The sequence below is a fragment of the Streptomyces sp. NPDC016562 genome (genome assembly GCF_043076955.1).
Taxonomy (GTDB): domain Bacteria; phylum Actinomycetota; class Actinomycetes; order Streptomycetales; family Streptomycetaceae; genus Streptomyces.
In genome coordinates this window covers 666244-684809 of the sequence record NZ_JBIBRZ010000003.1, presented here as the reverse complement: position 1 = coordinate 684809, position 18566 = coordinate 666244, and the positions used below count along the sequence as shown (strand labels likewise).

Annotated in this window: 20 protein-coding genes; 14 read left to right on the top strand and 6 right to left on the bottom strand. The window is 73.6% G+C overall.

All coding sequences use genetic code 11. The features are described 5' to 3' along the window. The first annotated feature begins 31 nt into the window (after positions 1–31). Positions 32–1123 carry a PP2C family protein-serine/threonine phosphatase gene (locus tag ACF059_RS18230; RefSeq protein WP_392057995.1) on the top strand — a complete coding sequence of 364 codons (1092 nt, stop codon included), beginning with the start codon at positions 32–34 and terminating at the stop codon, positions 1121–1123. Positions 1124–1202: 79 nt separating this feature from the next. Here the strand turns inward: ACF059_RS18230 and ACF059_RS18225 are convergent, their stop codons facing one another. Continuing rightward, positions 1203–1454 carry a hypothetical protein gene (locus ACF059_RS18225; protein WP_361949587.1) on the bottom strand — a complete coding sequence of 84 codons (252 nt, stop codon included), beginning with the start codon at positions 1452–1454 and terminating at the stop codon, positions 1203–1205. Positions 1455–1595: 141 nt separating this feature from the next. Here ACF059_RS18225 and ACF059_RS18220 point away from each other — a divergent pair, with 141 nt between their 5' ends. Then, positions 1596–1967: an ArsC/Spx/MgsR family protein gene (locus ACF059_RS18220; RefSeq protein WP_392057992.1), complete on the top strand. Its 372-nt coding sequence runs from the start codon at positions 1596–1598 to the stop codon at positions 1965–1967. Positions 1968–1989: 22 nt separating this feature from the next. Here the strand turns inward: ACF059_RS18220 and ACF059_RS18215 are convergent, their stop codons facing one another. Beyond that, the gene (locus ACF059_RS18215) at positions 1990–2817 is read right to left on the bottom strand and encodes an alpha/beta fold hydrolase (protein ID WP_392057988.1); all 828 of its coding nucleotides are present in this window, start codon (positions 2815–2817) and stop codon (positions 1990–1992) included. Between the two features lie 60 nt (positions 2818–2877). Between ACF059_RS18215 and ACF059_RS18210 the strand changes: the two genes are divergently transcribed. Continuing rightward, a complete protein-coding gene (locus ACF059_RS18210; RefSeq protein ID WP_392057985.1) occupies positions 2878–3336 on the top strand; it encodes a MarR family transcriptional regulator in 459 nt (152 codons plus the stop codon). Beyond that, positions 3333–4724, top strand: a complete 1392-nt coding sequence (locus ACF059_RS18205; RefSeq protein WP_392057982.1) for a PLP-dependent aminotransferase family protein — start codon at positions 3333–3335, stop codon at positions 4722–4724. Before ACF059_RS18210 ends, ACF059_RS18205 begins: the two co-directional genes overlap by 4 nt. Positions 4725–4727: 3 nt before the next feature. Here ACF059_RS18205 and ACF059_RS18200 read toward each other — a convergent pair whose 3' ends face one another. Then, complete coding sequence (locus tag ACF059_RS18200) at positions 4728–5219, bottom strand: GNAT family N-acetyltransferase (protein WP_392057979.1); 492 nt, start codon at positions 5217–5219, stop codon at positions 4728–4730. A gap of 382 nt (positions 5220–5601) precedes the next feature. On the opposite strand from ACF059_RS18200, the gene ACF059_RS18195 reads away from it, so the two are divergent. After that, entirely contained in the window at positions 5602–6141 is a 540-nt protein-coding gene (locus tag ACF059_RS18195; RefSeq protein WP_392057977.1) for a hypothetical protein, read from the top strand. An 11-nt stretch (positions 6142–6152) separates the two neighbouring features. On the opposite strand, the gene ACF059_RS18190 is transcribed toward ACF059_RS18195, so the two are convergent. Beyond that, positions 6153–7112, bottom strand: coding sequence for a Gfo/Idh/MocA family protein (locus ACF059_RS18190; protein WP_392058165.1), 960 nt, complete (start codon positions 7110–7112; stop codon positions 6153–6155). Between the two features lie 212 nt (positions 7113–7324). Between ACF059_RS18190 and glnII the strand changes: the two genes are divergently transcribed. The 3 genes from glnII (at position 7325) to ACF059_RS18175 (ending at position 9734) form a co-directional block, all read left to right on the top strand. Beyond that, on the top strand, positions 7325–8344 hold the full coding sequence (gene glnII / locus ACF059_RS18185) for a glutamine synthetase (protein WP_392057974.1): 1020 nt from the start codon (positions 7325–7327) through the stop codon (positions 8342–8344). A gap of 93 nt (positions 8345–8437) precedes the next feature. Further along, positions 8438–8767, top strand: coding sequence for a hypothetical protein (locus tag ACF059_RS18180; protein ID WP_392057972.1), 330 nt, complete (start codon positions 8438–8440; stop codon positions 8765–8767). Positions 8768–9113: 346 nt separating this feature from the next. After that, positions 9114–9734, top strand: coding sequence for a winged helix-turn-helix domain-containing protein (locus ACF059_RS18175; protein ID WP_392057969.1), 621 nt, complete (start codon positions 9114–9116; stop codon positions 9732–9734). A gap of 133 nt (positions 9735–9867) precedes the next feature. Here ACF059_RS18175 and ACF059_RS18170 read toward each other — a convergent pair whose 3' ends face one another. Beyond that, complete coding sequence (locus ACF059_RS18170) at positions 9868–11334, bottom strand: PepSY-associated TM helix domain-containing protein (RefSeq protein ID WP_392057966.1); 1467 nt, start codon at positions 11332–11334, stop codon at positions 9868–9870. Between the two features lie 77 nt (positions 11335–11411). Further along, a complete protein-coding gene (locus ACF059_RS18165; RefSeq protein ID WP_392057964.1) occupies positions 11412–11933 on the bottom strand; it encodes a hypothetical protein in 522 nt (173 codons plus the stop codon). 250 nt (positions 11934–12183) lie between these two features. Between ACF059_RS18165 and ACF059_RS18160 the strand changes: the two genes are divergently transcribed. The 6 genes from ACF059_RS18160 (at position 12184) to ACF059_RS18135 (ending at position 18537) form a co-directional block, all read left to right on the top strand. Next, complete coding sequence (locus ACF059_RS18160) at positions 12184–12783, top strand: rhomboid-like protein (RefSeq protein ID WP_392057961.1); 600 nt, start codon at positions 12184–12186, stop codon at positions 12781–12783. Between the two features lie 94 nt (positions 12784–12877). Then, positions 12878–13672, top strand: coding sequence for a tyrosine-protein phosphatase (locus ACF059_RS18155; protein ID WP_392057958.1), 795 nt, complete (start codon positions 12878–12880; stop codon positions 13670–13672). A gap of 103 nt (positions 13673–13775) precedes the next feature. After that, positions 13776–15716 (top strand): hypothetical protein, encoded by a 1941-nt coding sequence (locus ACF059_RS18150; RefSeq protein WP_392057955.1) that lies wholly within the window; start codon positions 13776–13778, stop codon positions 15714–15716. A gap of 81 nt (positions 15717–15797) precedes the next feature. Further along, entirely contained in the window at positions 15798–16694 is an 897-nt protein-coding gene (locus tag ACF059_RS18145) for a metal-dependent hydrolase (RefSeq protein ID WP_392057952.1), read from the top strand. After that, positions 16691–17737, top strand: coding sequence for a PDR/VanB family oxidoreductase (locus ACF059_RS18140; RefSeq protein WP_392057949.1), 1047 nt, complete (start codon positions 16691–16693; stop codon positions 17735–17737). The genes ACF059_RS18145 and ACF059_RS18140 overlap by 4 nt, the downstream gene beginning before the upstream one ends. A gap of 23 nt (positions 17738–17760) precedes the next feature. Continuing rightward, positions 17761–18537, top strand: a complete 777-nt coding sequence (locus tag ACF059_RS18135) for a TetR/AcrR family transcriptional regulator (RefSeq protein ID WP_392057945.1) — start codon at positions 17761–17763, stop codon at positions 18535–18537. The last annotated feature ends 29 nt before the right edge of the window (positions 18538–18566 follow it).

Here is an 18566-nt window from a genome sequence, read left to right as displayed (position 1 = left end):
GCGGGACCGGACCCCGTACCAGGGTGGAGGTGTGAGACGCGGACGCACGGAGCCCGGGTGGCTGCGCGGGGAGCCACCGCCGCGCTGGGCCCGGATCGCGCCCGCCGTGGCCCTGGTCGGGCTGGTGCTCGCCCAGCGGGCCACCCCGGACGACGTGGAGCTGGGGTTCTTCCTGGCGGGTCTGCCGCCGGTGGCCGCGTTCGCGTACGGGGCGGCCGGCACCGCGGTCTTCGCCGGCATCGTCCTCCTGCTGGTGGGGGTGCCCGGCCTCGGCATCACCCACGCCCGGGGTACGGACATGGCCACGGTGGCCGCCGTCGCGCTGCTGAGCGTGGTGATCGCCTGGGTGCGCCGGCGCCGGGACGCGCAGCTGGTCAGCGTCCGCACGGTGGCGGAGGCGGCCCAGCTGGCCGTCCTGCCGCCGGTGCCGCACCAGGTGGGCGGGGTGCGCTGCTCGGGCCTCTACCGGGCGGCGCAGCGCGGCACCCTGGTCGGCGGCGATCTGTACGACGTCCGGGCCGGTCCGTACGGGGTGCGCGCCCTGGTCGGCGACGTCCAGGGGCACGGCCTGGCGGCGGTCGCCACCGTGGCCGCGCTGCTGGGCGCCTTCCGCGAGGCGGTGCTCGACGACGCCGGGCTGGCGGCGGTCGCGGCCCGGCTGGACCGGCGGCTGGTGGCCGACTCGGCGCTGGGCCCCGTGGAGCATCCGGAGCTGTTCGCGACGGCGGTGCTGCTGGAGTTCCCGCCCGGGCTGGACCTCGTACGGATCGTGTCGTGCGGGCACCCGCCGGCCCTGCGGCTGCGCGGCTTCGCCGTGTCGGAGGTGGCCGTGGAGCCGGGCCCGCCGCTGGGTCTGGGGCTCTCGGGACCGGCCCCCGCGGTGGCGGAGCTGCCCCTGCTGCCCGGGGACCGGCTGCTGCTGCACACGGACGGCGTGACGGAGGCCCGGGACGCGACGGGGAGCTTCTACCCCCTGGCGGCCCGGGTGCCCGTCCTGGCCAGGGACCCGGCCGGTCTGGTGCACGCGGTGTGGCGGGACCTGGCGGCCTTCACGGACGGCGGTCCGCGCGACGACGTGGCCCTCCTGCTGCTCTCGGTGGACGGAGCGCCGCCGCCACCGTGACGGGACACCGGGGCCCCGGCCACTGCGGCCGGCCGGGCCCCGGCGCCCGATGACGAGCCGACGCCTCACGACTCCTTGATCATGACTCCTTGATGAAGGCGCGCACCATCTTGCACGTGACGTTGGACGGCCGGTGGATCCCCGTCCGGACGGCCATCGTCCGGATCTTCCGGTTGGTGGCGCGCCGGGCGTCGTACGTCCCCGAGTCGAGCAGGGATATCGCCAGCCGCATGGCCTTCAGACGGCGGTTGTGGCTCTCGTACCACTCGCGGGGCAGGCCCGCCGGCAGTGGCTTCTTCTTGACGTGCTGGACGGTGGTGGCAGTGGCCATCTACAGCCTCCCAAACGGTAGTTGGCGTCCTGTCGTTCTCCCTCGATTTTACCGGGGGGCACTGACAAAAGCCCTGGCCGGACGGCGCCCGCACCCCGTCCTCGTGAGACCCGCACCCCGTCCTCGTTAGAGTGGGGCGCCATGGAGATCTGGATCAATCCCGCCTGTTCCAAGTGCCGCAGCGCGCTGACCCTGCTGGACGCGGAGGGCGCCGACTACACCGTGCGCCGCTACCTGGAGGACGTGCCCTCCGAGGACGAGATCCGCGAGGTGCTCGGCCGGCTCGGACTGGAGCCGTGGGACATCACCCGTACGTCCGACCCGCTCGCCAAGGAGACCGGCGTACGGGACCTGCCGCGCGAGGAGACCGACGCGGCCCGGGCCCGGTGGATCGCCCACCTGGCCGCCCACCCGAAGCTGATCCAGCGCCCGATCATCACCGCCGAGGACGGCACGGCCGTGGTCGCCCGCTCGGAGGAAGCCGTCCGCGAGGCCCTGTCCCGCAAGGCCTGAACCGGGCTCGCCTAGTGAGCGGCTAGACGGCCCCGGTGAGCCGACGGACGATCTCCCCGGCCGCGGTCAGCGGCAGCCCGTGGTGCGAGACACCGGGCAGTACGTCGACCCGCGCCCTCGGCAGCGCCTCCCGCGCGGCCCGCGCCGCGCGCTCCGCGTCGTGGCAGCGGGCGCGCCCGGCGAACAGGACCTGGACCGGGGCCCCGAGCCCGGCCAGGTCCGGGCGCGGACCCGTCACCGGGCGCACGGCGGGAAAGCCGACGCTCTCGTCCTGGAGCCGCAGCCAGGCCGGATCGAGCGCGGCCCCGCGGGTTTCCCACGCGAGGAACGAGCGGATCCGCCGCGGCGTGGGCCGCGCCAGCATGGGTACGGCCCGCAGCACATAGCCAGGACGCAGCCCGGCGAAAACCCGCGTCGGGTCGAGCAGCACGAGGCGGCCGAGCCGGGCGGGACGCCGCGCGGCGTAGTGGGCGGCGATCCAGGCCCCGTACGAGTGCCCGCCGAGAACGACCGGCCCGTTCGGGCACAGCCCGTCGAGGACGGCGTCGAGCCAGCCGACGAGGTCCCCGACGCTCCGCACCGCCCGCCCCGGCGCGGGCATGCTCAGCCCGGGCTCCCCCACCAGATCCACGGCGTACACCCGATGATCACGGCCGAGCCCGGCGGCGACGCACGCGCCCCACACGGCGGAGGTGGCCCCGCCCCCGGGCAGCAGCACCCACGGCGTCCCGCCGGCCGGCCCCCACGCATTGACGCGGGTGACCCCGTACGGCGTAGGCAGTTCGAGGGCTTCGACGTGCGGCCCGAGCACCTCGTCGTAGGCGGCGCGAAAGGAAGAAGCGGAGAACATGACAGACCCCATTACCTCGCCGGGCGATAATCTCGCTCAGCAAGAGATACTAATGCGACCATGAACGACGACCAAGAACCCGAGAACCTTGACCTGGTGCACCTGCTGCGAGCGGTGAGCATCGAATTCAGCCTGCGCCAGGCGGAGTTCGCAGGACGCAACCACATGCACCCCACGGACGTCCGCGCCCTGATCTGCCTCTTGGACGCGGCCCGCGCGGGCGAACCGGCCACGGTGGGCCTGCTCGGCGCCCGCCTCGGACAGGGCTCGGCGGGCACCACCGCCGTGATCGACCGGCTGGAACGGCTCGGCTACGTGGCCCGCGTCCGCGACGACCGCGACCGGCGCCGGATCCTGCTGCGCGTGGAGCCGGAGGCGATTCGCCTGGGCCGGGAGTTCTTCGGCCCGCTGATCGACGGGGTCCTGGCGGTGCTGGACTCCTTCGACCCCGCCGAACGGGACACCGTCCGCCGCTTCCTGACGGCCACCCACACCGTCTTCACCCCGCCCGCCGCATGACCGCCCCCGACTCCGGCGCCGACCTGCACCTGGACCTCCCCGCCGAAGGCGCCCGGCGGACCGCCCTCGCCCAGGCCCTGCGCGACGCCGTACGCACCGGCCGACTGGCCGGCGGGACGCGCCTCCCCCCGTACCGGACGCTCGCCGCCGACCTCGGCCTGGCGCGCAACGCCGTGGCCGACGCGTACGCCGAACTCGTCGCCGAAGGCTGGTTCACCGCCCGCCAGGGCTCCGGCACCCACGTCGCCGAAGGCGCCGCCGCCGCGAGCCCCTCAGCCCCCACCACCACACCCGCACCCCCGGGCCCCCGCCACGACCTGCTCCAGGGCAAGCCCGACCCCGCGTCCTTCCCCCGGGCCCCGTGGGCCACCAGCGCACGGCGGGCCCTGACCCAGGCCCCCACCGAGGCGTTCGGACCGGGCGACCCCCAGGGCCGCCCCGAACTGCGACAGGCCCTGGCCGCCTACCTCTCCCGCGCACGCGGCGTACGCACCACCCCGGCCAACATCGTCATCTGCTCCGGCTTCGCCAACGGCCTGCGCCTCCTGGCCGCGATCCGCCCCCGCGACTGGGCGGTCGAGGCCTACGGCCTCCCCTTCCACCACAGCATCCTCGACACAGCCGGCGTCCACCCACACCCCATCCCGGTGGACGAGGACGGCGCCCAACTCACCGCCGAACTCCCCACCCGAATCCATACGTTGCTCCTCACCCCGGCGCACCAATTCCCCACCGGCGCCCGCCTGCTCCCCTCACGCCGCGCCGCCGCCACCGAGTGGGCCCGCAGCACCGGCGGCGTGATCGTGGAGGACGACTACGACGGCGAATTCCGCTACGACCGCAAACCTGTCGGCGCCCTCCAAGGACTCGCCCCCGGCCACGTCGTCTACGCGGGCTCGCTCAGCAAGAGCCTCTCCCCCGCGCTCCGCCTCGGCTGGCTGGTTCTCCCGGACCACCTGGTCGACCAGGTCCTGGCGGCGAAGGGCCTACGGGAGTCCTGGGCGAGCGCGCTGGACCAACTGGCACTGGCGGACTTCATCGAGTGCGGCGCGTACGACCGCCACGTCCGCCGGATGCGCCTGCGCTACCGCGCCCGCCGCGACCACCTGGTCTCCGTCCTGTCAGCCCGCACCCCGCACATCCGCGTGACGGGCATCTCGGCGGGCCTGCACGCGGTCCTGGACCTCCCCCCGGGCCACGAAGCCCCCACCCTCACAGCCGCCCGCGCCGCAGGCCTCGCCCTGGACGGCCTCTCCTCCTACCACCACCCGTCCTCCCCCACCCCACCCCGCGAGGGCCTGGTCGTCGGCTACGCCTCCCCACCGAACACGTCGTTCACCCGAGCCGTGGACGCGCTGGCGGAGGTAATCCACGGGATGAAGCCGTAGTCGTCACACCTCTTCCCGCAGATCCCGGAGAAAGGCGACACCGGGGCGGCCGTCGATGCGGATCTCACCGGTGGGGACGAATCCTGTGCGGGCCAGCACGGTCCGCGAAGCGGGATTGTCGACGGTCGTGACGGCACGCAGCGCGGTCAGCCCGTACTCCGTGGCAGCCAGGGCGCACACCTCCCGCACGGCAGCGGTGGCCAGCCCCCGCCCTGCGGCCTTCTCGGCGATCCGGTACCCGAGTTCGGCCGCACCGTCCTCCACATCGATGAGGTTGACCCTCCCCAGCACCTCCCCACCGCTGCCCACCAGGACGTGGAAGAAGCACAGTCCCTCGGCCTGCTCAGCCATCAGACCCTGGTGCCGCGCGTCGAAATGAGCGAAGTAGTGATCGCCACGGTCGGGTACCGACGCAGCGAAGTAGGCCCGGTTCTCCTTCTCGAACGCGAGGAGCGCCGGCGCATGGTCGAAACGGAGCAGCTGGAGCTGAGGCATGCCCCGATGCTAAGCACTCTCGCCTGCCGGAAGTGGGCCCGCTCTGAAGACTCGGCCGCCAGCACCCAGCCCGCGCCTCCCGGCCCTCCCCGTCCCTGAAAAAGAAGGCCCGGCCCGTTCCTTTGGGGGTTTCCCGGCGGTCTTCGTATGTCCGGGGCGGGACGGTCGGTCAAGGGTGGCCGAAGGCCATCGCGCAGCGACGCGACCGTAGGGAGCGCCCTTGAGGGACCGGCCCGACACGGAGAGACGATGAGACTGACGGGAAACCCCCATACGCATCTCTGATCCCGCCCGAGAGGCTCCCGCCCCCGAAGCCACCCCGTAGGGTGACTCCATTACCCAAAAGGGATGTACCGCACCAAAAAACCCACAAGGAACCCCGGTGAGCGAGCAGCAGCCACAACGCACCCCCGCCCCCACTCCCCACCCCACCTTCCCCCCGCCCCGCCAAGGCGCCGACTGGATGTTCGCCGGGGTGTACGGAACGGTGCTGGCCAGTGGGCTGTTGGCCGCGCTGGATCAGGCGGGTGAGGAGTACACGCCTTTCTACGACGCCAGCTGGGTGCTCGTGACCGCCGCCACCGCCGGGCTCGCGCACGGCTACGCGCACCACATGGCCAGTCACCAGCGGGGCTCCGTAGGGCACCGGTGGCGGTTGCTGGCGCGGGCCCTGTGGGTCGAGTGGCCGATGATCGCGGCCGCGCTTCCCACCGTCCTACTGCTGGTCATCGCGGGGCTCGCCGGCTGGGGCTCCGACGCGGTGACCGCCGTCGGGCTCGGCCTGAACACCGCGCTGTTGTTCGCCTGGGGTTCTTTCGTCGCGGTCCGGGTCGGACACCGGCTCCGCTCGGCCCTGCTCATCGGCCTGGCCGACGCCACGATCGGCCTAGCCATCATCGTGGCGAACGCCCTGATCAAATAGCCGGCAAGGGCTCAAACAACCGGCAACTGCCCCTCCGCCTCCACCAGCAGCTCCGTCAGCCGAGCCCCGAACTCCGCCCCCCGCGGGTCCGGTACGCCCGTCCGGGCCGCGGTGAGCAGCGCGTCCAGGGCGCGCCCGTAGGCGCCCGGTACGTCGCTCCAGCCCGGCAGCGCGTAGACGCCCTCGGTGCCGCGCAGTTCCAGCCCCACCCCGGCGGCCGCCCGCGGCGCGCCCAGGCTGAGCACGGCGGTGCTGGCCGCGCCGGAGGCGTGCCGCAGGGCCAGCTGGACCACGTCGGAGGGGCCGCGGGTGGCGCTGACCTCGGTGACCTCGCCGAGGATCGGAATCAGTACGGAGAGCGCGTGCGGCCCGACGTCCCACAGCCCGCCCTTGGCCCTGCGCCAAGGCGAGTCGGCGTACGCGCTGGGCGTGCCGTCGGGCGGGAAGACGGCGCCGAGCCAGTGCGCGGCCGCCGTGAACCAGCCCGGGCGTCCGGCCTGCTCCGCGACCCAGCCCGCGGTGGGCTCGGCGAAGCGCAGGGTGAGGAAGACGATGGAGGCGACCTGGTGACGGGCCACCGCGTCGGCCACGGCGCGGGCGTCGGCCACAGTCGTCGCGACGGGCTTGTCGAGCAGCAGGTGGCAGCCTGCGGCGGCCGCGCGCACGGCGAGCGGGGCCTGCACGTCGGGCGGCAGGGCGAAGGCCACGGCGTCACACTCGGCGAACAGCTCGTCGGGGTCTTCGTACACCTTCACGTCGTGCGCGCGGGCGAGTTCCGCCGCGGCCTCGGGCCGGCGGCCCCACACGCCGACGAACTCGGACCCGGCGTGCGCGGCGAGGGCGGGGGCGTGGGTCCGGTGCGCCCAGGGGCCGGTCCCCAGCAGCCCCACCCTGGGGCGGGGCTCTACGGGGCCGGGCTGGCCGGAGCGGCCGGGGCCAGGGTCGCCGACAGGGTTCAAATCAGACGAAATGCTCACGGGGCCAGTCTGCCCCACCCGGACGGGCGCGCCGCCACCAACCCGCTGTCGCCCCGCACAACCCACCCGACCTGCGGCGTAAACCTCGGTAACACGGGGTTCACACACGGGCAACGGAAGGGAAATCGCGGGCGGGCACGCTGCGGTCATCACCGCAGCGATGAAGCAGCGACCAGCAGCACCCGCAGAGTCTGAGGATGGGGCCCGTGAGCTACAAGGCTGAGTACATCTGGATCGACGGCACCGAGCCGACGGCGAAGCTTCGCTCCAAGACGAAGATCCTCGCGGACGGCGACGCGCTGCCGATCTGGGGCTTCGACGGATCGAGCACCAACCAGGCCGAGGGCCACGCCTCCGACCGCGTGCTGAACCCGGTCTTCTCCTGCCCGGACCCGATCCGCGGCGGCGACAACCTCCTCGTGCTGTGCGAGGTGCTGAACATCGACATGACCCCGCACGAGTCGAACACCCGCGCGCTGCTGCGTCCGGTCGCCGAGAAGTTCGCCGCTCAGGAGCCGATCTTCGGCATCGAGCAGGAGTACACCTTCTTCGACGGCTCGCGTCCGCTCGGCTTCCCGGTCAACGGCTTCCCGGCCGCTCAGGGCGGTTACTACTGCGGCGTGGGCTCGGACGAGATCTTCGGCCGCGAGATCGTCGAGAAGCACCTGGACCACTGCCTCGCCGCGGGCCTGAGCATCTCCGGCATCAACGCCGAGGTCATGCCCGGCCAGTGGGAGTTCCAGGTCGGGCCCGTGGGCCCGCTGGAGGTCTCCGACCAGCTGTGGATCGCGCGCTGGCTGCTCTACCGCACCGCCGAGGACTTCAACGTCTCCGCGACGCTGAACCCGAAGCCGGTGAAGGGCGACTGGAACGGCGCCGGCGCGCACACCAACTTCTCCACGAAGGCGATGCGCGAGAGCTACCCCGCGATCATCTCCGCGTGCGAGGCGCTGGGCGAGGGCAGCAAGCCGATGGACCACGTGAAGAACTATGGCGCGGGCATCGACGAGCGTCTGACGGGTCTGCACGAGACCGCCCCCTGGAACGAGTTCAGCTACGGCGTCTCGGACCGCGGCGCCTCGGTCCGCATCCCGTGGCAGGTGGAGAAGGACGGCAAGGGCTACATCGAGGACCGCCGTCCGAACGCGAACGTGGACCCGTACGTGGTGACCCGCCTCATCACGGACACCTGCTGCACCGGCCTGGAGAAGGACGGCCTGGTCTAGGACCCGCCGCCCCGCGAAGTACCCGCCGCCCGCCGATCCCCCGTGGACCGGCGGGCGGCGGGCGTTGTCAGTGCCCCGTGGCACGGTGGGGACATGTTGGCGATCAGGATCCAGACGGAGCGCGGCGAGTCCTACGAGCGGCCCGCGCTCGGCACGTTGACCGAACTCGTGGAGCGCATCGGCGCGGACCGGGACCATTTCCTCATCGTCGAGCGGTTCGTCGTGGACCCGGACGTCTACATACAGGTGTGGCGCGACGAGGGCGAGGACTACCAGCTGGAGCACCGGGCCGGGGCCGCGGACCGGCACTTCCAGGCGTATCTGCCCACCGCGGCCGAGGTGGTGGAGGTCATGGCGCGCTGGGCGCGTCAGGAGAAGGACTGGGACGCCGGGCCGGCCTGGGAGCGACTGCACCTGGACTGACGACCCGCATTTGTCCTGGTTTGGCGCGGACGTGGCGGCGGAATATGAGATTCCGCTCCACGACGTGAGACAGGGTCTGCCTCCTGGACATGACTTCTGCTTGAATGGGGCCATGGCCAGCCATTCGCACACCTCGTCAGGTCGCAGCGACCTCGAGCCGTTCTGGCCGTCCCGTCAGGCGCACGTGTTCGACCGGGAGTGTTGCCGCGCGAAGAACGCGCCGGCCCTCTAAAGCCTCCGGGACCACCCTTCCGACCTTGCCCGAGGCCTTCGGTCTGCGCGGTACGACATCGATGACGTACGCACGTCTCCTGCCGACCACTCCGCGTGAAAGAGCTGACCACTCATGGCGAACACCCGCTCCCTCACCTCCGCCGCATCCTCCGCCGCCTCCGCTGCGACCGCTTCCCTGAGCCACCCGCCCAGTGCGCGCCACCACCTGCGTTCCGTACACCGAGACGAAGTGGCCCGAGTCGTGGACCTCCTCCCGCCCGGCGCCACCTGGCTGCCCGCGCCGCAGCACACCCTGCCGACGCTGCCGGGCCAGCCTCCGATGGTCGGCTACCTGGTCCTCGTACCGGCCGACCAGCAGCCGCCGATCGCCTTCGCCCCGCAGGCCGTGGCCGCACCGCAGCCCGCCCCGACCGTTCTGCCATCGCCTGACGCCGCGACCGCCACGGGCGGCGACGCCCTCGTCCGCATCGACACGGCGCAGCGCACGGCCGAGGTCGACGGTCGGTTGCTCGACCTGACCTACCTGGAGTTCGAACTGCTGGCCCACCTGGTGAAGCACCCGCACCGCGTGCACAGCCGGGACCAGCTGGTCACCACCGTCTGGGGCTACGGCCACGTCGGCGACGGCCGGACCGTGGACGTCCACATCGCCCGTCTGCGCCGCAAGCTGGGCCCGGCCCACCGCGGCGTGATCCGGACGGTCCGCCGGGTGGGCTACAAGTACGCCCCCTGAGGCGGCCGTTGACGCCCGGCACGCCGGTGGGCCCGTACTCGCTTCCGCGCGTACGGGCCCACCGAGCGCAGGCGCTACACCGCGCTACACGGCACTAGATGGCACTAAACGGCGCTACGCGCCGCCACCCGGGCTACGCCGCCTTGGCGGCCCGGCGGCCCCCCACGAAGCCCAGCAGCACGTCGACCGCGAGGAAGGCGACCAGGCTGATCCCCAGCAGCGGGACGAACCAGCCGACGACGGCGGTCACCGCCACCAGCGGCAGCAGCACGGTCACCGGCAGCTTGCGCCAGGCGCCACGCGGCTGGGCGCGGCCGACGGACAGCTTGCGGTCCTTCGTGGGGCGGCGCAGCCACCACATCCGGTAGCCCCAGAAGACCAGGAACATCACGGCGAGCGCGAGAGCGGCCAGGGCGATCTGGTTGAGGAGCCCGAAGGTCTTGCCCATGTGCAGGTCGATGCCGAAGCGGGTCATCTTCGCGAGCAACGGGTAGTCGGTGAAGCGCAGTTCGTCCATGACCCGGCCGTCCGTGGGGTCGACGGAGACCGCGTCCAGGTGCACCGGCACCTGCTTGTCCTGCTCCTTGACCACGTACCCCTTGCCCTGGGCGGGCAGGGTCACGCGCAGCTCCTCGGTGACGCCTGCGGCCCGGGCGGCGGCCACGGCCCTGTCGATGCCGACGTCGACCGCGGGCGGCGCGGGCGGCATCTCCTCGCCGGGGGCCATGGTGTGCCCGGCGTGTTCGTCGGCTCCGTCGGCGCCCGCGCCGGGCTTCAGCTTGGCGGACACGTTGGGGGTGGCCCCGCCGAGGCTGTCCTGGAGCTGCCCGATGTTCTCACCGGCGTACTTCGACCAGGTCAGGCCGGTCGCGGAGAGTACGACGAGACCGGCGACGGCCCAGAGACCGACGGCCCCGTGCCAGGACAGGGTCCGGCGCCGGCCGGTGGCGCCGCGCTCCGGGAGCAGCAGCTGCGACCTGCGCGTACGGCGGCGGCCGATCCACAGGGCGAGTCCGCCGAATGCGACCACCCACATCCAGCTCGCGGCGAGCTCGCTGTAGATCCGGCCGAACTCCCCGAGCTGGAGGCTGGAGTGGAACTCGCTCAACCAGGCCCGCAGCGGCAGAGCATCGCCGGCGGTGGCGAGCTGCCCGCGCACCTCGGCCGTATACGGATCGACGAACACGGTGAGGGTCTCGCCCTCCGGGAGCCCCGAGCGCTCCATGATCACCCGGGTGGTGGCCTCCTCGTCGGGGCCGGGCCACACCGACACGACCTTGCCCTCGGGCGCGGCGCCCCGGGCGGCCTCGACCTGGGCGCTGAGCGGCAGGACGCTCTCGCCGACGCGGGCGACGGTCAGCTCGTCGGCGTAAATGATCTTCTCGGCCTGCCACGAGGCGGCGTAGAGCAGCCCGGTGGCGGCGGCGAGGAACAGCAGCGGGGCGATCAGCAGGCCCGCGTAGAAGTGCATGCGCAGCAGCAGCGGCCGCACGGCGGCCCAGCCGCCGCGCCGCTTGGACGCCTCGCCCGGAACGGCTTCCGGGATGGCGTCCGGGATGGCGTCCGAGGTCCGGACGTCGTGGATCTCGTCAAGGGACATGGTGGTCCTAGGTGTTGGCGAAGACATGGGGAACCGGCCCCAGGTCTCGCCGCCCCCTCACCAGAGAGGTGCGCCGGTCAGGCGCGGGCAGGACGGCCGGGGGCCGTGGCGCGAAGGAGCATCGCCACAGGCGGCCCACGCCGCACCACGGCATGCGCGTGCACGGCCCCGCGCAGGCGGCGCGGCCGGTGGTACGGGGCCCGGAAGGCAGGCGGGGTCGGCAAGGCGGCCGGCCGTGCCCGTACGAGGACGAGGGCGCGGGAGAGCGGCCGGGCCGCGTGCAGCGCGGCGGCTCCCAGCACCCGGGCCAGCCGGAACACGGCGGCTTCGCCCCACGCCAGCCATGCGGCGCAGAGCAGTCCGGCGAGCACGTGCGCGGCGATCATTCCGAGGCCGCCGTGACCGGCCATGTCGGCGCCCGGGCCCATGTCCATGCCAGCGCTCATGCCCGCGCTCATGTCCATGTCCATGCCCGGCATGTGGTGGTGGGCGTGCGTGTGCGAGGGCGCGGGCAAGGGCGAGCGCCCTGTCGGCATGCTCTCCGAGAAGACGAGGTGCAGCACCCCTTGCACGCCGAGCAGTGCCGCCGTGATCCCCACCGGCCCCCGCCGCCTCCGCGCGGCGCACCACGCGAGCGCGCCGACCGCCACAAAGGCGCCCAGAAGACCCAAAACCGGAATATCCGTGCCCGACATGAAGGAATGCCCCACCGCACCCAGAGCGACGCACATCGCCGCGAATACCGCGGCCCGCGTGGCGCGCATCGGCGCGGGGTGCTCTGACATGACCGGGCCATGTTCGCACGGGGCCGGTGGAGCCCACCCAGGGGCCGTATCCGATCATGGACACGTGAAACCAATTCCACTCGGAGCGGTGTACGCCGGCGGGGTCCAGCTCGGGGCACTCGCCCTGGAGCGGATGGAGACGGCCGAGCGGGAGCGACTGCTGCGCGCCTGCTCGACGAATGTCGACAATCTGGCCGCCGGGCGCTGGGAGACGCTGCTGACCAGCGCCTTGGTCGTGGAAGAGCCCATGCCTCTGCCCTACGCGCTGCTGCTGGTCGCGGTCCTCGGATACGCCGAGTACGCGTACGGCGCCTGGTGGACGGCCGCGGTGTTCCTCTTCGGGCACACCACGGCGACCCTCCTCGTGTTCGGCGCGCTGCGCAGGACCGCCGACCGCCGCACCCGGCGCGCCCTGGACGTGGGCACGAGTTACGGGTTCAACGCCGTGCTCGGCGCGCTGACCTCGGCCCTGCCGCGCGGGAAGGTCCGTACGGCCGCCCGGGTGGGTCTGCTCGCGCTCGCGGCGGCGCCGGTGGTCAAGCGGGGGCGGACCTTCACGGACGCCGGACACCTGGTGGCGCTCGCGGTCGGCATCGGCGTCTCGGTGGCCGCCGATTGTCTTTCCGGGATGAACCACCGGAAAATTGCAGGAATCGCCGCATAACGCGACGGCCAGGCGATGCCGCACGCCAGCCCCCCGCACACCCCCACCCCCCGCACGACCCGAACACACCGCGCACCCCGCTGGAGCCGCCACGATGACCGCCATCCCCTCCACCACCGTCGCCAACTTCCGCGACCTCGGAGGCACCCCGTTGCGCGGCGGCCGCACCGTGCGCCCCGGCCTGCTGCTGCGCTCCGGCCAGCTCGACCGTCTCGACCCCGCCGCCGACCCGGCCGTGGACGCGCTGGGCGTGCGTACGGTCCTCGACTTCCGCACCGACGCCGAGCGCGCCGACCACCCCGACCGCCTGCCCGCCGGGGCCCGGCTCCTGGTCGCCGACGTCCTCGCGGACAAGCTGAGCGCGGGCAAGGTGCCCGCCGCGGTGCAGCTGAAGGACCTGCTGTCCGACCCGGTCATGGCCGAGAAGCACCTGGGCGGCGGCAAGGCGCAGGCTCTGTTCGCCGACACCTACCGGTCGTTCGTGAACTCAGGCTCCGCGCAGGCCGCCTACCGGATGCTGCTCACCGAGGCCGCCGACCCCGCGTCGGGCCCGCTGCTGTTCCACTGCACGGCCGGCAAGGACCGCACCGGCTGGGGCGCGACGGTGGTCCTGTCGCTGCTCGGCGCGGACGACGAGACGCTGAGGGCCGAGTACCTGTCGGTCAATCCGGCGGTCAGGCAGGCCTTCGCCCCGATGATCGAGGGCTTCACGGCGGCCGGCGGGGACCCGGAGATCGCGCTCGCGCTGATCGGCGTGTTCCCCTCCTACCTGGAGGCCGCGCTCGACGAGGTGGCGGCGCGCTACGGCTCCATGGAGAAGTACGTGCGCGAGGGGCTCGTCGTCCCGGACGAGACGGTCGAGGCACTGCGCGCCCGCCTGATCGCCTGACCGCCTGCCCCTGGTGGCCGGCCGTCCCGACATGACCCGAATTGACCCGAACGTGCGATACGACGGCGGGTGACCATCCGACGATTCGCTCGTTCTGCTGAACGTGAATGCGCCGGATACCGCCACCCGCTCCCTGCCTCCCGTGTCTCCCGTGCCCCCGGACGTCGAGCAGGCCGAGGCCGCCATCGTCGAGCACTACCCGCGGCTGGTGCGGCTCGCCTACCTGGTGCTGCCGCCCGCCCTCGGCCGTAAGAGGCGGGTGCTCACCGCCCACTCGCTGGTCCAGCGGGCGCTGCCGCGCGGCCGGCGGGACGCGGCGGCCGCCGTGGCGGCCGTGCAGGGCGGGGTGCCGGGCCAGCGGGCCGGCGGGGACGACTCCGGTTACGCGTACGTCCGGCTGCGCGTGCTGCGCGCCGCCTTGGAGGCGGGGATCCCGCTGACCTTCCGGGCGTTGCCCCGGCGCGCGCAGCTCCCGCCCGCGCTCCCCCAGGTCTGGGGGCTGCGGCTGTTCCCCCGCTCGGGCGGGGCCGAGGAGCTCGCCCTCGACCAGTGGCTGGCCACGCTCGACGGGGCCGGCCGGGCCGCCTGTGTGCTGCGGGCCCTGGAGCGGCTGTCCGAGCCCGAGGTGCTCCGGGTGCTCGACGAGGCCGGGATCCCGGACCCGGCCGCCGCGGTGGCGGGCTCCGGTGATCCGGCGAACGACGCCCTGTTCGCCTCCCCGGAGTTCGACCCGTGCGTGCTCCAGGCCCGGCCCACCGACCTGCTGCGCCGGCGCCGTCTCACCCGCGCCGCCCTGGCGGCGGCCGCCGCGCTCACCGTGTGCGGGGCGCTGCTCGCGCTGCCCGGCGGCGGCTGGGGCTCGGACGGCGCCGCCGCCCCGCCGTACTCCCGCAACGCCGCGGCCGAACAGGCCCTGGACCCGGGCAAGCTGGTCCGGGCCGCGCCGACGCTGTGGCGTACGTCGTCCCGTACGGGCTTCTCCACCTGGCCCGCCCGCGGCGACCGCGCCGACGACGCCGCGCTGCTGCGCCGGGCGCTGGCCGTCTGGGCGCGGCCCGGCTCCTCCGTGGTGGTCTCCGCGACCCCGGGGACCCCCGCCGGGCCGCCGATGGGACCGGCGCAGCTGCTGTTCGCGGGCGCAGTCGACCAGGCCGTCGTCGTCCTGCTGTACGACGGCCTGCGCGTGGTCCGCTACGCCGAACCGCGCACCGGGACCACCGGCGCCGCCCTCGACTTCGCCCGCACCGACGGCGCCTCGGCGGACACCGCCACCGCGCTGGTCCTCAGCCGGGTCGACGGCAACGTCCGGTACCTCACGGCGCCGTGGGTCACGGGTGCGGCCCTGCGGGACCTGCTCAAGCCCGGCGACGCGGCGACGGCGCTGAAGCCGGGCCCGGACGGGGTGACCCCGCCGGTGCCGAGCCCGGCCCCGGCGGGCAACTGCACGAGCTGGAACGCCCTGTCCCTGACCGGCGACGGGGCCACCCGGCTGATCACCGACCTCGGCGAGCTGACCCCGGCCCGGCTGACCTCGGGCGCGCCGGGCGCCGAACGCGACGTCACGGAGGCCGCGGAGCTCGGCGACTGGTCGCGGATCGCATGCCTGCTGCCCTCGGTCCGCTCGCACGGCGTCCGTACGGTCAACGCCTGGACCTACGCGAAGCAGCCGCTGCCCGAGGGCGACGGGACGGCGACCTGGCTCTGTACGCGGGCCGAGACCTGGCAGGGCGCGGCGGACCGGGTGCAGGCGCAGTTCCTGGCCCCCGGCACGCCGGTGGCGGCGCAGGCGGCCACGGCGGAGGGGTCCCCGGCGTGCGGGGTCCGGGAGCCGCGGGTGCTGGCGGGCGTGCTGTGGAAGTCGCGGGCGGGGCAGTGGTACGTACTGGCCGCGGGCAGTGCGCAGTTCGCGTCGCTGTCGGCGTCGGGCGGCGGCGTGAGCGGTTCGGCGAACGGCAACCGGCTGGCGGTCAAGGCTCCGGCCGGGGCGCAGGTCGACCTGTCGGGCAAGCTGACGGACGGCTCGAAGGCGGGCTCGCTGCGCTGACGGACGGCTCGACGGCGGGCTCGCTGCGCCAGCAGCTGCAGAGGGGTTTTCTTCGCCCCTACCCCTCAGTACATTGACGCCATGTCTAATAGGCCGCTCGCGCCCGCCCCCGTGGCGTCGGAACACATAGACCTCAAGCCCCGGAACGTGTCCTTCGACTGGGAGGACACCCCGCTCCACTGGCTGCCCGGCGACCCCTTCGCCGGGCACATGATCAATGTGCTGCACCTGCTCCTCCCCGCGGGTGAGCGGTGGTTCGTGCACGTCTACAAGCAGGTGCTCCCGTACATCGAGGACGAGCGGCTGCGGGCCGACGTCGTCGGATTCATCGGGCAGGAGGCCATGCACGCCGCCGCCCACGACGACGTGCTGCCGCACCTGAAGCGGCTGGGCCTGGACCCGACCCCGTACACCGCGCAGGTGGACTGGCTCTTCGAGAAGCTGCTCGGCGACCGGACCCTGCCGCCCGGCAGGGCGCGGCACTGGTGGCTGATGGAGCGGGTCGCGATGATCGCGGCGATCGAGCACTACACGGCGTTCCTGGGCGACTGGGTGCTCAACGCCGAGGCCCTGGACCGGCGGGGCGCCGACCCCGCCATGCTGGACCTGCTGCGCTGGCACGGGGCCGAGGAGGTCGAGCACCGCGCGGTGGCCTTCGACCTCTTCATGCACGTGGACGGCACCTACCGGCGCCGGGCGCGGACCTGGGCGACCGCCTTCTCCGCGCTGGTCTTCCTGTGGCAGCGCGGGGTCCGCTTCTTCATGGCGAACGACCCGCACCTGGTGGACGGCAAGGCGTCCTTCGGGCAGTTCTTCCTGGCCGGACAGCAGGGCGTGCTCCCCTCCACGGGCGCGATGCTGAAGTCCGTCCCGAAGTACCTCTCCCGCACCTACCACCCCTCGCAGGAGGGCTCGACGGCCCAGGCCGTGGCCTACCTCGCCTCCTCCCCCGGCGCGAACGGCGGGGTCCGGGCATGAGGCGCACCCTCGCGGTGACGGCGGTGGCGGGTGCGGCCTGGGTGGCGCGGCGCGCCCTGAGCCGGCGCATCGGGGCGTCCCCGCTGTGGCCCCTGCCCGCGCTGGAGACGCCCGTCTCGGGCCACTCCCCGCGCCGCCGGCTGCGCGCGCTGATCGTCTCCCGTACGCAGCCGGCCGAGGGCGTGCTGCAACTGGCCCTGAAATCCCCGGACCTGCCGGCGTGGACCCCCGGCGCGCACGTGGACGTCACCCTGCCCTCGGGGCTGGTCCGCCAGTACTCCCTGTGCGGTGACCCGGCGGACGGCGGCCGGTACACGATCGCCATCCGGCTGATCGCGGACGGCCGCGGCGGCTCCCGCGAGGCGCACGCCCGGCTGGTCGAGGGCGCCCAGCTGGAACTGCGGCCGCCGCGCAACCGTTTCGAGCTGGTCCCGGCGTCCTCGTACGTCTTCGTCGCGGGCGGGATCGGCATCACCCCGATCCTGCCGATGCTCCGGGCGGCCACGGCGGCCGGCGCCGACTGGACCCTCCTGTACGGGGGCCGCTCGCGCGCCTCGATGCCCTTCCTGGCCGAACTGGAGGCGTACGGGGACCGGGTCACGGTCCTGCCCGAGGACGAGACGGGCCGGCCCGACCTGACCCGGCTGTCCACGGCCCCGCCCGGCACGCTGGTCTACTGCTGCGGCCCGGACCCCCTGATGCGGGCCGTCACGGCCGCCGCCCCGGACCCGGCCCTGGTGCATCTGGAACGCTTCGCCCCGGCGGCGGCGCCCGGCCCCGCTGAGCCCTTCACGGTCGAACTGCGCCGCTCGGGGCGGACGGTTGAGGTCGGCGCGGACGAGACCACGCTGGCCGCGGTGCGCAGGGAGCTGCCGGACACTCCGTACTCGTGTCAGCAGGGCTTTTGCGGGACCTGCCAACACCGGGTCCTGGCGGGCGAGGTGGAGCACCGCGACGAGCTGCTCACGGACGGCGAGCGCGCGGACTCGATGCTGTTGTGCGTCTCCCGCGCGAAGGGGAACCGCCTCGTCCTGGACCTGTGAACGCGCCCCAGTAGGGTGTCGGCATGACGACCGGAGTGCGACGCAGGATGGGTGTCGAGGAGCGGCGGCAACAGCTGATCGGGGTGGCCCTGGAGCTGTTCAGCCACCGGTCGCCCGACGATGTGTCGATAGACGAGATAGCGGCGGCCGCGGGGATATCGAGGCCGCTCGTCTACCACTACTTCCCCGGCAAGCAGAGCCTGTACGAGGCCGCGCTGCGGCGGGCGGCCGACGAGCTGGCGGCGCTGTTCGTGGAGCCCAGGGAGGGGCCGCTCGGGGCGCGGCTGCTGCGGGTGATGGGGCGGTTCTTCGCCTTCGTCGACGAGCACGGGCCGGGCTTCTCGGCGCTGATGCGGGGCGGGCCGGCGGTCGGCAGCAGCCGCGCCAACGCGATGATCGACGAGGTCCGCCAGGCGGCGTACGAGCAGATCCTGGCGCACCTGGGCATCGGGATCGCCGCTCCCCCTGCGCGCCTGGAACTCGTGGTGCGCTCCTGGGTGTCGCTCGCCGAGTCCACCGCGCTGATCTGGCTGGACGGGCGCAGGATCCCGCGCGCCGAGCTGGAACTGCAGCTGGTGCACGACTTCGCGGCGCTGGCCGCCGTGAGCGCGGCGTACGACGCGGAGATGGCGGGGATCCTCGTACGGATCCTGGCCGGCGAGCCCGCCGACGGGCCTTTCGGGGAGCTGGTCGGGCGGCTCGTCGCGCTCGTTCCGGGCGGGGTGGGCGACGAGGGGCCCGGCGAGGTCCCCGACGAAGTCGCCGGTCAGGTCCTGGACGGCGTGCCCGCCCAGCGGTGAATCCCCGTGTCACGGCTGCCCATGATCAT